Below are 12,988 nucleotides of genomic sequence, written 5' to 3'. Positions count from 1 at the left end.
GGCGGCGGGTGGGGGGCGTTCCGCCTGTGGTGGTTACGGTGTTCACTTCGTCGTCTGCGTTCGCCGCGGCGACGGCGCTGCTGCTCAGCGCCTGCTCGACGGGCTCCGGCGCCGGCACGGACACCGCGACCGAGGGGGCGGCCGGCTCGCTCGGCACCGCCGCCATCCAGCTGTCCTGGCTGAAGAACCAGCAGTTCGCCGGCGCGTACGTCGCCGACGACAAGGGCTACTTCACCGACGCGGGCTTCGAGTCCGTCGAGCTGATCGCGGGCGGCTCCTCCGCGACGAGCGCCGAGGCGGCGGTCACCTCGGGCCAGGCGCTGCTGGGCATCTCCGCCCCGCTGATCACCGCCCCCGCCATCGAGTCGGGCGCCGAGGTCAAGATCGTCGGCGCGCTCTACCAGAAGAACCCCTTCGCCATCGTGTCCTCGGCCGAGGCGCCCCTCACCGGGGCGGACGACCTCGCCGGCACGACCATCGCCGTCAGCGACAGCAACACCCTGGTCTGGAACGCGTTCCTCGCCGCCAACGACCTGAGCGCGGACGACGTGACCACGGTCCCCCTCTCCGACACCTCGATGCTGACCACCGGCCAGGTCGACGGCTACCTCGGCTACAGCACGACCGGTGCGGCCGCGCTCACGGCCTCCGGCTTCGACGCCGACGAGTTCCTGCTCGCCGACGCGGGGCTGCCGCTCATCGGCGAGTCGATCGTCGCCAGCCAGGACGCCATCGACAACAACCGCGCCGGGGTGGAGGGGCTGCTCGAGGGCCTCGTCCGCGGCTGGAACGACGCCATCGCCGACCCCGAGCTCGCGGTCGACCTGACCGTCGACGTGTACGGCAAGGACCAGCAGTACGACCGCGACTCGATCGCGCTGAGCGTCGACCGTCAGGCCGAGCTGATCAGCACCGACGAGACGGAGAAGAACGGCCTGCTCACCGTCAGCCCCGAGCTGGCGCAGTCCACCGTCGACTCCCTGGCGCTCGCCGGCATCGACATCAGCACCGACGAGCTGTTCGACTTCACCCTCCTCGACGACGTGTTCGAGGCCAACCCGGAGCTCCGATGAGCCCCAGCGCATCCCGCGACGCCGCCACCCCCGAGGGTGGCGGCGTCGCCGCTGGCATCGCCATCAGCGGGCTGAGCAAGACCTTCCGCAGCGGTCGCAGCACCGTCGCCGCCCTCGACGAGGTGGAGCTGCGCACCGAGAGGGGCTCGTTCATCTCGCTGCTCGGCCCCTCCGGCTGCGGCAAGTCGACGGTGCTGCGCATCCTCGCCGGGCTGGAGACGCCGAGCACCGGGAGCGTGAGCGTCAACGGAAGGCCCGTCGCCGCGGGCACCCCCGCCGAGGGCATGGGCATCGCCTTCCAGGACTCCGCGCTGCTTCCGTGGCGCTCCGTCCGCAGCAACATCCGGCTTCCCCTGGAGATCCAGGGGATCAGGGACGACGGCATCATCGACGAGCTCATCGCGCTGGTGGGGCTCAGCGGCTTCGAGAAGGCCAGGCCGAGCCAGCTGTCCGGCGGCATGCGCCAGCGGGTGTCCATCGCGCGCGCCCTTGCCGTCCGCCCCGACTTCCTGCTGCTGGACGAGCCGTTCGGCGCGCTGGACGACATGACCAGGCAGCGGCTCAACCTGGAGCTGCAGCGCATCTGGAGCGAGCGCAGCGCGACCACCCTGATGGTCACGCACGGGATCTCCGAGGCGGTGCTGCTCAGTGACACGGTCGCCGTGATGTCGGCCAGGCCCGGCCGCATCATCGAGATGGTCGATATCCCCTTCGAGCGGCCCCGCACGATGGAGATGATGCGCACGCCGGAGTTCCACGAGATCGTCGACCACCTGAGCTCGCTGCTGTTCAGCCCCGGCGAGGCGACCGAGCGATGACGGCGACGGCGTTCCGGCGTGCCCTCGGCCGGCCGTGGATCGGGGGCGCGGTCGGCATCGCCCTGCTCCTGCTGGTGTGGTGGCTCGGCACGGCCGGCCTCGGCTCCACCTCGTCCTTCCCGACGCCGGCCGCGGTCGTGCAGTCCGTCTTCTCCGACGGCTGGGCGTTCTACGGCCCCAACCTGTCGGCGACGATCTCGCGTGCCGCGCAGGGCTACCTCTGGGGCAACCTGGCCGGTCTGGCCGTCGCCTCGCTCGTCCTCGTCGTGCCGCGGCTGGAGGAGCTGGTCACCCAGTTCGGCGTGATCAGCAACTGCCTCCCCGTGACGGCCGTCGGGCCGATCATCATGGTCATCTTCGGCGGCACCGCCTCGGCGATCTTCCTCGGGGCGCTCCTGGTGTTCTTCACGACGCTGGTCGGTGCGATCCTCGGCATGAAGTCGGCGGGGAGGGGCGCGGTCGAACTCGTCGCGGCGTACGGCGGAGGGCGCTGGACGCAGATCCGCAAGGTCAAGCTGATCGCCGCGCTGCCCGCCATCGTCACGGCCCTCCAGGTCGCGGTCCCCGGAGCGCTGCTCGGCGCCATCGTCGGCGAGTACCTCGGCGGCATCGACAGCGGGATCGGCGTCGCGCTCAACGCCGCGCAGCGCCAGATCCTGCCCGAGCGCGTCTGGGCGCTGAGCATCATCGCCGGTCTGATCTCGCTCGCCGGCTACGCCCTGATCGGCCTGCTCGGTCGTGCGCTGACGCCGTGGGCGCCACGGAAGGCCGCCCGATGACCGCCGCCTCGACCGCCGCCACCGTCCTGCGCCGCCTCGGCGTGACCGCCGCCGCGCTCGTTCTCGCCGTCGTCCTCTGGGCCGTGTTCCTCGAGGTGGCGGGCATCTCGCCGCTGATCGGCAAGCGCCCGTGGGACGTGTTCGCCTTCTTCGTCACCGACGACACCGCCGCGGAGAACCGGCGGCTCATCGCCGACGGCCTCGCCGTCACGGTGAGGGACGCGGGCATCGGCTACCTCGTCGGGCTCGTCTTCGCGTTCCTGCTGGCCGTGCTGTTCAGCATGTCGCCGGCTCTGGAGCGGATCGTCATGCCGACAGCCATGGTGCTCCGCTCCATCCCCCTCATCGTCCTCACCCCGCTCATCTCGCTGATCTTCGGCATCGGGCTGGGCGGGGTCACCGCGATCGTCATCATCGTCGTCTTCCTTCCCGCACTGGCCAACATCCTCTACGGGCTGAGGTCGGTCCCGGCGGAGCAGCACGACCTGGTCACGGCGTACGGCGGGAACGCGTTCACGCTGCTGCGGACCGTGTCCATCCCGACCGCCGTGCCGTCGCTGCTCGCCTCGGCGCGCGTGTCGATCCCGTCGGCCGTGACCGGAGCGATGATCGGGGAGTGGCTGTCCACCGGTGAGGGGCTCGGTGGGATCATCTCCCGCGCCTCCGGCAGCTTCAGCTACGACCAGATGTGGGCGGCGGCCGTCACGGTCGCCGGCGTCACGGTGCTCGCCTACGCTGTCGTCAGCGTGGTCGACACCCTCGTCACCGACCGCCTCGGCGAGACGCGATGACCGTCACGACAGCGGGCGCCCGGCGCCCCACCAGGAGAGGACTCCCCCGATGAACAGCACCCCCGCCGGCCCGGCAGCGACAACGCGCGACGAGGGCGAACGCGTCCTCGACGGCATCGCGCTCTGGGACGGCGAGGCGTCCAGGGGCCGCAGCACGCTGCGCTGGCGCGGCGACCGGATCGAGGCCGTCGAGGCCTCGACGACCGTCGACCCCGCGCTCGTGGGTCTCAGCGTCATCCCCGGGCTCGTCGACACGCACGTGCACCTCGGCTACCCGGCCGTGCCGTTCCGCGGCGAGGCCTCCGCCTGGCTCATCGTCACGCCCCCGGAGGAGCGGTCGCTGCACGTCGCGGCGAACGCCCTCAGCTGCGCCCGCAACGGCGTGACCACCGTGCGCGACCTCGCGGCGGACTCCATCCAGATGTCGGTGGCGCGCGCCTTCGACGCGGGCGTCCTCGACGGTCCCCGCCTGCTCGCCCACGGCCAGGTCGCGATGACCGCCGGGCACGGTGACCTGTTCATCCCCCGGCACTACCGCGACCGCGACCCGGTCGCCGACAGCCCGGACGAGTGCCGCAAGCTCGTGCGGCAGTGGGCGAGGGAGGGCGCGGACGGCGTCAAGATCTACACCTCGGGCGGCGTGCTCTCCGTCGGCGACCGGGTCGGCTGGCGCAACCAGACGATCGAGGAGATCCGCACGACGATCGACGAGGCGCACGCCCTCAACCTGCTCGTCGCCGCGCACACGCACACCGCGGAGGGGGTCGACATCGCGCTCGCCGAGGGCGTCGACTCGATCGAGCACGGCACGGGGATCGAGGAGCGGCACTGGCAGCAGCTGGTCGAGCGCGATGTGCCCGTGGCGCCGACGCTGCTCATCAACGACATGATCGCCGACGGGCACGCCGGCGTGGGCGCGGAGGCGCAGCAGAAGGCCGTCGAGGTGGTGGAGAGACGTGACCGGGGCTTCGGTCCCGCCGGGCGGGCCGGGGTCCGGTTCGTGCTCGGCACCGACGCGAACGGCCAGTTCGTCCGCTTCGGCGACCAGATGACGGAGGCCAGAGCGATGGCGGCGATGTTCGGCTGGGACGCGGAGCGGACGCTCAGGGCGGCGACCTCCGACGCCGCGGACGCGGTCCGTATCGGCGGAACGGTCGGGCGGCTGCGGGAGGGCCACGGCAGCGACTTCGTCGTCATGCGGGGTGAGCCGTGGACCCGGATCGGCGACCTCGACGTCGACAACATCGTCGCCGTCGTCAGCCGGGGCCGGGTGATCGCGGGCGAGCTGCCGCGCTGAGCGGAACGGACCGGCGAGGGGTGGACGAGAGCCCGCCGCCGCCGGTTGCCGCGTGTCGCGAGGGCCGAGTGCTACCGCTCGCCGTCGAACTGGCGCGTGGCCTCATCGACGATGCCGCGGTCACGGAAGGCTGCGATCGCGGTCGCTGCCAGGATCACGCTGCCGTCCTGGATGGCGCTCGTCGCGTACTCGCCCGCCGCCGCCGCCGCGAACGCCCGCGTGTGCGGCGCGACGCCCGCCTCGAGTTCGATGATCGGGTGGATCGCCGGGACCAGCTGGCTGACGTTGCCCATGTCCGTGGAGCCGGCCACGTCAGGGTCGGGGTTGATCTCGCGGCCGACGGCCAGATACGCCTCCTCTGCGAGTGACACGAGCACGGGGTTCGAGCGGAGCGCGTCGTAGCGGGGCGTGTTCTCGATGGCAGTCACGCTGGTGCCGGTCGCGATGGCCGCGCCCTCGAAGCACGCGTGCACGCGCGGAAGTACGTCGTTCAGCAGGTGTTCTCTGTCGGCGGCGCGGACGAACGCGCGCATCGCGGTGTGTTCGGGGATGATGTTCGGTGCGTCCCCGCCGTTGGTGATGATGGTGTGGATGCGTACGTCGTCGGTGAGCTGCTGGCGGAGCAGGCCGATAGCCGTCAGTGACAGGGTCGCGGCGTCGAGTGCGTTGCGGCCGAGTGCCGGGGCGGCCGCAGCGTGGCTGGACTTGCCGTGGAAGTCGATGTCGAGTGCGACGCGGGACAGCGTGGTCCCGTCGACCGAGTTGGAGGGTCCGGGGTGGATCATGATGGCCAGGTCGACGCCGTCGAGCACGCCGGCCTCGATCATCGGCACCTTCCCCGCCGCACCCTCCTCGCCGGGGCTGCCGATGACGATCAGGTTCGCCGGGACGGGTGAGACCGTCAGGAAGTCCATGATGAGAAGCCCGGCGCCCAACCCCGCCGCTGCGATGATGTTGTGCCCGCAGGCATGACCGATCTCTTCGAGTGCGTCGTACTCGCAGAAGACGGCGATGGTTGTGTCGCCTGGCTGGGCGTCCGGAGTCGACCATCGAGCGACGAAAGCGGTGTCAAGCCCGGCGAACCCTCGCGTGACCGCAAAACCGGCATCGTCCAGCGCCGAGCTGAGCAGCGCAGCAGCTCGCACCTCCGTGAACCGGATCTCCGGGTGTGCGTGCAGATCGGCTGCCACCTCGGTGAGCTGCGGCATCCGCGCCGGCACGAGGGCGGTGAGCTGCTCGATGATCGACGGGATCGTGTTCGGGGTGTGCTGATGCATTGTTTCTTCCTTGCTGGTGGAACGGCGGGTGACGGAATCAGGATGACGGGAGCATGAGGCTGTGGCCGGGCCCGACGGGCAGACCGAAGAGGCCCCAGACGACGAACTGCGTCAGCCAGACGCCCCAGATCACGAGCGTGAACGGGATGACCAGGCTGAAGAGCGTTCCGAGGCCAGCCTTGGGCTCGTACCGCTGCATGAGGCCAAGGACGACGGGGAGCATCGGGTTCATCGGGACGAGCGGGTTCGTCGCCGAGTCGGTGATCCGGAATGCGGCCTGGACGTAGGCGGGGTCGACGCCCGCCAGCATGAACATCGGCACGAAGATGGGGGCGAGCAGCGTCCACAGTGCTGAACCGCTCGAGAGCAGGAGCGCCGGCAGCGTGACGAACAGGCTGAACAGCAGCAGACCCCCGATGCCCCCAAGCCCCATCTCGTTCATCACCTCGGCGCCTGAGGTCGCCAGCAGCAGGCCGATGCCTGACCAGTTGAACCACGCGATGGCCTGCGCGGCGGTGAAGATCACGACGATGAACGGCACGATCTCGCGGATGGACGCGGTCATTTGTTCCGGGACGTCTCGCGCAGACGTGAGCGTTCCTGCGCTGCGGCCGTAGGTGATCCCGGCGATCAGGAACAGGAAGAGGATGAACACCGGCAGCCCGGTCATGAACGGCGACCGGAGGATCCCGCCGTCTTCCCCCCGGAGTGGGGAGCCGGGGATGAGCACGGCCGTCGCCAGAAGAGCGAGGTACACCCCGGTCGCGATCGCCGCGTTGCGAAGGCCGCGCTTTTGCTCGGCGGTGAGCGGCTCGGCACTGTCGTCCGCGGCACTCCCGGTGTACGGGGTCAGTCGCGGTTCTACGTAGCGCTGGCAGACGACCGTGATAACCACCGCGAGCAGCAGGGTGGATGTCGCCATGAAGTAGTAGTTCGCGATGGGGGAGATGCTCGCCTCGGGGTCGACGATCTGCGCTGCGCTCGTGGTGATACCCGACAGCAGGACGTCGGTGCCCGCGGGGATGATGTTCGCGCTGAAGCCTGCGACGACGGCCGCGTACGATGCGGCGAAGCCGGCCAGGGGGTGCCGTCCGGCGGCGAGGAAGGCGGCCGCGGCCAGTGGCGGAAGGATCACCATTGCGGAGTCGGAGGCCAGGTTGCCCATCAGGCTCACGAGCACGACGACGAAGGTGACCGACCAGGCCGGGGCGGCCAGAACCGCGCCGCGCATTGCCGCCTGGAGCAGTCCGAGTCGTTCGGCGACGCCGATGCCGAGCATGACGGTGACGATGAGCCCGAGTGGGGGGAAGGTCACGAAGTTCTCGATCGCGCTGGTGATGACGTAGGCGACGCCCTCGCCGGAGAGAATGCTCGTGACGGCGACGCGTTCGCCGGTGGCAGGGTCGGTGGTGGATGCGCCGAGGAGCGCTGCGATGGCCGACGCGACCGCCACGAGTCCGGCGATGATGAGGAAGAGGTAGAACGGGTGCGGCAGCCGGTTGCCCGCGCGCTCGATCCCGCGCAGGACGCGTGCGCCGACCCCGCGTGCCTCGGCGAGCGTCTGGACTGGTTGCTCAACTGACATGTGAACTCCGACGGTGTGCTCGTGGGCCTGAGCCCTCCTGCGTGGTTGCAGCGAGCTTTCCGCTTTTGTGTTTCGTTCAGGTCACATCCGTCGATTGAGTGCTCCAACACTTGTATATCTGTTCGATATGAACCAAGTGACCCCCGACCATCCGCACTGGCTGTCCGATTCGGACCTCCGCTTGGTGAACATCCTCCAGGACTCACCGCGGGCCCCCTGGGCATCCGTCGCGCGGGTGCTCGGGGCGAGCGCGCCCACCGCCCGTCGCCGCTGGCGCTCCATCACAGATGAGGGTGCGGCGTGGATCGCGAGCTATCCAGGCTTCACCTGGGGGCTGCTCTGCGCCATCGTCGAGGTGCGCTGCCGGCCGGGGAGCGTGGATGAGGTCGCGGCCAGTCTGCGCCGAAGCCCACGGATCGTGACGGTGACCGGCCTGACCGGCGACCGCGACCTGGTCCTGACTGTTCTCACCCGCAACATGACCGAATTCCGCCGTCTGCTGCAGAACGAGTTGGGCAGGGGAACCGACATCATCGGTGTCCGCTCGTCGATCGTCAGCCGGATGTTCAGTGAGGGGTCACGGTGGCGGGCGCTCGGAGCGCCGGGCGGAGCGCGGGGCCTCGACACCACCGAGGCGCAGCTGGGCAATGAGGAGCCGATCTCACTGGCCCAGTGGCGCGCCGTTCTCCCGGTGCTTGAGCGCAACGGCCGGGCCTCAGCAGCCGAACTGGCGACGGCACTCGGCAGCTCTGACGGCCATGCGCGAAGGGTCGTCAACAGGCTCCTGCGCAACGGGTGGATACAGCAGCGCGTCGACCTGTCGCTCGAGCAGAATCACTGGCCGCATGCCTTGGCGCTCTGGATGGTTGTGCCCGCCGCACGACTGGAGGACACCGCGGCCAGTATCGCGAAGCTGTCGATGACCAGGCTGTGCGCTGGACTGGCTGGCGGCACGAGCAATCTGTATGTCATTGTGTGGCTGCGTGACCTGCCCGAGGCCGCGAGCATCGAGGCACAGTTGGTTCGCAGCTTAGATGTCCGGGTGACCGATCGCGCGATTCTGCTGCACTACTACAAGCGCGTCGGTCACCTCTTCGACGACAACCGCGCGCACGAGGGTTTCGTGTCCTGGCTTCTCCCGGAGGAGCTGGAGCCCGCGGCGCCCGGCTCGCTCAGTTGACCGCGAGGATGCGCCCGGTGTCGATGCCCTCAACGGAGCGCAGGTAGGCCTGAGCGACCCGTGCCGCGGGCACGGGCTCGAAGCCGGGGAAACTGTCGTGGAACTGCGGCGACTCGACGAGCACGCCGGGGCTGATCGCGTTGATCCGGATCCCGCGGCCGATCGCGCCCGCGCTGGTTCGCACGAAGGCCTCGATCCCCGCGTTGGCCACGCTCGCGGCCGTGCCCGTGGGGATGGGGTCCGCGGTGAGCACGCCGCTGGTGAGCGTGATCGAGCCGCCCTCGCGCAGGGCGGTCGCGGCGTGCCGGGCCAGGGTGATCTGGCCGATCAGCTTGGAGTCGATGCCGGATCGGTAGTCGGCCTCGTCCAGCTCGGCCCAGGGCTTGAACGGCACGGAGCCCGTGCAGGCGACCACCCCGTCGACCGGGCCGACGGAGCGGAACAGCTCGGCGACGCTGCCGGGGTCGCCGAGATCGACGGCGGGGGTCGTGCTCCGGCCGACGCCGATCACCTCGTGGCGTTCGGCGAGCAGCCCCGTGACGGCCGTTCCGATGGTGCCCGACGCTCCGACGATGATGATGCGCATGCCGTTCCCTCTCCCGCTGCGGTTGGTGCCACGGCGTTCCCGCGGCACCAACCGACTCTACGCCGGGCGCGGCGACGGGGGAGGGACGGCGGTGGCGCTCAGACCGCGGACCAGCCGCCGTCGTTCGGCAGCACCACTCCGTTGACGTTGCTCGAGTCGTCGCTGAGCAGCCAGACGATGGACGCGGCCAGCTGCTCGGGCGCGGCGGGCCGGGGGATCGTCGTCTGCAGGATCGGGCCGACCCGTCCGGCGGCGTACTCGGACAGCATCGGGGCCTCGATGTTCGTGGCGACGGGGCCGGGCGCGACGGCATTCGCGCGGATGCCCTGTGGGCCGTGGAAGAAGGCGACGCTCTTGGTGTAGCCGGCGATGGCGTGCTTCGACGCCGTGTACGCGGCGCCGGCAGCCGAGCCGCGCAGGGCGGCCTCGGAGGCGACGTTGACGATCGCGCCCGATCCGCTGGCGATCATGAGGGGCAGAACGGCCCGGGTCAGCTTCATCGGCCCGGTCACGTTGACGTTGAACAGCCGCTCCCAGGTGGCGTCGTCGACCTCGCTCGGCGGCAGGAAGCCGTCCATGATCCCTGCGACGTTGGCCAGGCCGCTGACGCGTCCGTCGGCGGCCGTGAGGATCTCGTCGATGGTGGCCGTGGCGGTTACGTCGCCGAGCACGGTTCGCAGTGCGTCGCTGTCGGCCTCGTCGCGCAGGCTGGTGAGCCGGTCGGCGATGACGTCGGTGGCGACGACGGTGGCTCCCTCGGCGAGCAGGCGCAGAGCGGTGGCCCTGCCGATGCCGGAGCCGGCGCCGGTTACGATGACGGTCGAGCCGTCGAAGCGGGTGGTGGGTGTCTGTGCGGACATGTCTGCCGTCCTTGATCGGGGTGTGCGGAGGGTCGGCTGTGACCCTCGATCCATTTATAACACTCAGTGCCAGAAGGAGGGCTGCCGGTGCAGCAGAACAGCGCGACCGAACGTCGGCCCCGTGGGCGTCCGGCGACGGCCAACCCTGACCGCGTGGCGCGCACCGCGCTCGAGCTGTTCGCCAGGGTGGGCTTCGACGAGGCGACCATGGACGACGTCGCCGCGGCGGCCGGGATCAGCCGTCGGACCCTGTTCCGGCTCTTCCCCTCGAAGGGTGAGCTCGTGTGGGGCGGCTTCGACGACGTCGACAGCGCGATCGCGGCCCGCCTCGACGGTGCTGTCAGGGACGGCCTCGCCGCCACGGCTCCAAGGGACGGCCTGCGTGCGCTTCGGCACGATCTCGTCGCGGCCCTGGACGTGGCCTTCGACGAGCGGACCGCGCCCCTGAGCGCGGCCAGGTTGCGGCTGATCGCGAAGCACCCCGCGCTGCGCGCGCACGGCGCTCCCCGCCTCGACGCGGTGGCCCGGCTGCTGCGCGCCCCCATCGCGAGGGCGCTGGGGCGGCCGGAGGACGATCTCTCCGTCGTCGTCGGGGCGGCCGTGACCTTCTCCGCCCTGTTCGCGGCGATCCTCGCCTGGGCGCAGGTCGACGAGTCCGAGCGGGGAGAGGTGTCGGGGACCGTGGACGCGGCTCTTCGTCTGGTCAGTGACGGACTCGGGGCGAGCCGGGCATGACCCGGTCCCGTGCGGGCGGGCCATCGCGACGGCGCGGACCGCGCCGGGCACGCGGCGTGCTCTGAGCACTCGGAGCATTCGGAGCACTCGGAGTGCGTCCAGGGTCGAGGAGGAGGCTGAGCCGGGGGACCACCCGTCCCCGCCCCGCCCCCGATACCCTCGCCGCGCGGGGACGAGCACGGACGCCCGGAGCACCCGGGCGAGGAGAGGACCGCTCATGGACACCCTGTACACGGCCGAGGCACTGGCCACCGGCGACGGGCGCAACGGCCACGTCGCCACCACCGACGGACTGATCGACACCGACGTCCGCGTCCCGAAGGAGATGGGCGGCGCCGGAGGGGCGACCAACCCCGAGCAGCTGTTCGCCTCCGGCTACGCGGCCTGCTTCCACTCCGCGCTGCTCGCCGTCGCCAGGGACAAGAAGGTCGACGTCACCGACTCCACGGTCGGCGCCCGGGTTTCCATCGGGCCGAACGGCTCCGGGGGCTTCCAGCTCGCGGTGCTGCTCGAGGTCACCATCCCCGAGCTCGACCACGCGACGGCCGTCGAGCTCGCCGACGCCGCGCACCAGGTCTGCCCCTACTCGAACGCGACCAGGGGAAACATCGACGTCGAGGTCCAGGTCACGGACGACTGAGGGCTCGCTGCCGGGGGCGGAGGGGGTCGACGGCCGACGACCGGCACACGCCCCCGCCCCCGGCAAAGGTCACTCGTCGCCGAGGGCGATGGCCTGGGCCTCTCCGACCGCGGACTCGGACGGGCGGTGACCGACGGCGGCCAGGTGGCGTCCGCCCGCCGAGAGCACGAGCATCGACACGAGCAGGGCCCCCACCGCGACCCCGTAGGGCGCACCGGCGCCCAGGGTGTCGGCGATGCCCCCGGCGACCGCGGGCGCGACCGCTCCGCCGATGAAGCGGACCCCGCTGTACGTCGACGAGGCCACGGAGCGCGGCAGCTCGGTCGCCTCCATCACGGTCTCCGTCAGCGCGGTGTTGAGAACGCCGAGGAACAGTCCGCACACGATGATCGTCGTGGTCAGCACCGCGACGGACCCTGTTCCGACCGCGAGGACCGCCATCCCCGCCGTCAGCAGGGCGAGCATGCCGAACAGCACGGGCCGCAGGCCGAGGCGCCGGGTCAGGACCGGTGCGACGAGCACGCTCGTCACCGCCAGCGCCAGGCCCCAGCCAAAGAAGACCAGCCCGAGCTCGTGGGCCCCGAACTCCGTGCCCGCCCGCGCGGCCGCCGCCTCGAGCGGGTACGGGCTGTAGGCCAGCAGGGTGAAGAAGGCGAAGTTGTAGAAGAGCGCGGTCAGCGCCAGCGTCCGCAGGGCGGGGTCGCGCAGGGCGCGGAAGCCCGCGAGCAGCGACACGTGGTCGACCGGGGCGCCGGTGGCGCGATCGGCCGGTGCCGCGCCGCGACGATCCCGCAGCAGGACGAGGATCGCGACGAAGCCGACGAGCATGAGCGCGGCCGTGCCGAAGAACGGGCCGCGCCACGAGAGGGAACCGAGCACGCCTCCGAGCAGTGGTCCGACCGCCATGCCGACGCCGAGCGCCGCCTCGTAGAGGATCACCGCCTGGCCGCTGCCGCCCGACGCGGCGCCGACGATGGCCGCGAGTGCCGTCGAGATGAACAGGGCGTTGCCCAGGCCCCAGCCCGCGCGGTAGCCGATGATCTCGCCCACGCTGCCGGAGAGCCCCGCGAGGCAGGCGAACAGCACGATCAGCGCGAGGCCGACGAGCAGGGTTCGACGGGTCCCGATCCGGGAGGACACCCAGCCGGTGAAGAACATCGCCAGGCCGGTGATGAACAGGTAGCTCGTGAAGAGCAGCATCGTCTGTCCGGGCGTCGCATCGAGCTCGTGGCTGATGGCGGGCAGGATCGGGTCGACGAGGCCGATTCCCATGAACGACACCGCACAGGCGAAGGCGATCGCCCAGACCGCGACGGGCTGGTGCAGGATCGAGCCCGTCGGCCCGGGGGCGGGGGTGTTGGCGGGGG

General features: G+C 71.0%; 13 protein-coding genes. 8 read left to right on the top strand and 5 right to left on the bottom strand.

From position 1 onward, the window contains the following. The 5 genes from FM119_RS13425 to FM119_RS13405 form a co-directional block, all read left to right on the top strand. Positions 1-1,073: ABC transporter substrate-binding protein (locus FM119_RS13425; protein WP_143822730.1), on the top strand; the 1,073-nt coding region annotated here is incomplete at its 5' end. Beyond that, positions 1,070-1,891: an ABC transporter ATP-binding protein gene (locus tag FM119_RS13420; protein WP_087138671.1), complete on the top strand. Its 822-nt coding sequence runs from the start codon at positions 1,070-1,072 to the stop codon at positions 1,889-1,891. The genes FM119_RS13425 and FM119_RS13420, both read left to right, overlap by 4 nt. After that, positions 1,888-2,670: an ABC transporter permease gene (locus tag FM119_RS13415; RefSeq protein ID WP_087138670.1), complete on the top strand. Its 783-nt coding sequence runs from the start codon at positions 1,888-1,890 to the stop codon at positions 2,668-2,670. Before FM119_RS13420 ends, FM119_RS13415 begins: the two co-directional genes overlap by 4 nt. After that, positions 2,667-3,461 carry an ABC transporter permease gene (locus FM119_RS13410; RefSeq protein ID WP_087138669.1) on the top strand — a complete coding sequence of 265 codons (795 nt, stop codon included), beginning with the start codon at positions 2,667-2,669 and terminating at the stop codon, positions 3,459-3,461. The genes FM119_RS13415 and FM119_RS13410 overlap by 4 nt, the downstream gene beginning before the upstream one ends. A gap of 49 nt (positions 3,462-3,510) precedes the next feature. Next, the gene (locus tag FM119_RS13405) at positions 3,511-4,758 is read left to right on the top strand and encodes an amidohydrolase family protein (RefSeq protein ID WP_087138668.1); all 1,248 of its coding nucleotides are present in this window, start codon (positions 3,511-3,513) and stop codon (positions 4,756-4,758) included. Positions 4,759-4,829: 71 nt separating this feature from the next. On the opposite strand, the gene FM119_RS13400 is transcribed toward FM119_RS13405, so the two are convergent. After that, on the bottom strand, positions 4,830-6,035 hold the full coding sequence (locus tag FM119_RS13400; RefSeq protein WP_087138667.1) for an amidohydrolase: 1,206 nt from the start codon (positions 6,033-6,035) through the stop codon (positions 4,830-4,832). Between the two features lie 37 nt (positions 6,036-6,072). Next, on the bottom strand, positions 6,073-7,620 hold the full coding sequence (locus FM119_RS13395; RefSeq protein WP_087138666.1) for an AbgT family transporter: 1,548 nt from the start codon (positions 7,618-7,620) through the stop codon (positions 6,073-6,075). Between the two features lie 127 nt (positions 7,621-7,747). Between FM119_RS13395 and FM119_RS13390 the strand changes: the two genes are divergently transcribed. Beyond that, complete coding sequence (locus tag FM119_RS13390; protein ID WP_087138665.1) at positions 7,748-8,800, top strand: Lrp/AsnC family transcriptional regulator; 1,053 nt, start codon at positions 7,748-7,750, stop codon at positions 8,798-8,800. On the opposite strand, the gene FM119_RS13385 is transcribed toward FM119_RS13390, so the two are convergent. Together FM119_RS13385 and FM119_RS13380 are read right to left on the bottom strand one after the other, a co-directional pair. After that, positions 8,793-9,434, bottom strand: coding sequence for a short chain dehydrogenase (locus FM119_RS13385; RefSeq protein ID WP_245827540.1), 642 nt, complete (start codon positions 9,432-9,434; stop codon positions 8,793-8,795). The genes FM119_RS13390 and FM119_RS13385 overlap by 8 nt on opposite strands. Positions 9,435-9,484: 50 nt before the next feature. Further along, positions 9,485-10,246 carry an SDR family NAD(P)-dependent oxidoreductase gene (locus tag FM119_RS13380; protein WP_087138663.1) on the bottom strand — a complete coding sequence of 254 codons (762 nt, stop codon included), beginning with the start codon at positions 10,244-10,246 and terminating at the stop codon, positions 9,485-9,487. A gap of 87 nt (positions 10,247-10,333) precedes the next feature. Here FM119_RS13380 and FM119_RS13375 point away from each other — a divergent pair, with 87 nt between their 5' ends. Further along, on the top strand, positions 10,334-10,981 hold the full coding sequence (locus tag FM119_RS13375; protein WP_179205347.1) for a TetR family transcriptional regulator: 648 nt from the start codon (positions 10,334-10,336) through the stop codon (positions 10,979-10,981). A 217-nt stretch (positions 10,982-11,198) separates the two neighbouring features. Next, positions 11,199-11,621 (top strand): organic hydroperoxide resistance protein, encoded by a 423-nt coding sequence (locus tag FM119_RS13370; RefSeq protein ID WP_087138662.1) that lies wholly within the window; start codon positions 11,199-11,201, stop codon positions 11,619-11,621. Positions 11,622-11,690: 69 nt separating this feature from the next. Here the strand turns inward: FM119_RS13370 and FM119_RS13365 are convergent, their stop codons facing one another. Continuing rightward, positions 11,691-12,950 carry an MFS transporter gene (locus FM119_RS13365; protein ID WP_245827543.1) on the bottom strand — a complete coding sequence of 420 codons (1,260 nt, stop codon included), beginning with the start codon at positions 12,948-12,950 and terminating at the stop codon, positions 11,691-11,693. Positions 12,951-12,988: the final 38 nt, after the last annotated feature.

The organism is Mycetocola reblochoni REB411 (assembly GCF_900163835.1).
Lineage (GTDB): Bacteria > Actinomycetota > Actinomycetes > Actinomycetales > Microbacteriaceae > Mycetocola_B > Mycetocola_B reblochoni.
Note: the sequence above shows the minus strand (reverse complement) of the source record. Positions and strands in the feature narration are given on the sequence as shown.

Bases quoted from the DNA above. Each gene is read 5' to 3' on its own strand.
- FM119_RS13420 (WP_087138671.1), top strand. From the start codon at position 1,070: ATGAGCCCCAGCGCATCCCGCGACGCCGCCACCCCCGAGGGTGGCGGC.
- FM119_RS13415 (WP_087138670.1), top strand. From the start codon at position 1,888: ATGACGGCGACGGCGTTCCGGCGTGCCCTCGGCCGGCCGTGGATCGGG.
- FM119_RS13410 (WP_087138669.1), top strand. From the start codon at position 2,667: ATGACCGCCGCCTCGACCGCCGCCACCGTCCTGCGCCGCCTCGGCGTG.
- FM119_RS13405 (WP_087138668.1), top strand. From the start codon at position 3,511: ATGAACAGCACCCCCGCCGGCCCGGCAGCGACAACGCGCGACGAGGGC.
- FM119_RS13400 (WP_087138667.1), bottom strand. From the start codon at position 6,035: ATGCATCAGCACACCCCGAACACGATCCCGTCGATCATCGAGCAGCTC.
- FM119_RS13395 (WP_087138666.1), bottom strand. From the start codon at position 7,620: ATGTCAGTTGAGCAACCAGTCCAGACGCTCGCCGAGGCACGCGGGGTC.
- FM119_RS13390 (WP_087138665.1), top strand. From the start codon at position 7,748: ATGAACCAAGTGACCCCCGACCATCCGCACTGGCTGTCCGATTCGGAC.
- FM119_RS13380 (WP_087138663.1), bottom strand. From the start codon at position 10,246: ATGTCCGCACAGACACCCACCACCCGCTTCGACGGCTCGACCGTCATC.
- FM119_RS13370 (WP_087138662.1), top strand. From the start codon at position 11,199: ATGGACACCCTGTACACGGCCGAGGCACTGGCCACCGGCGACGGGCGC.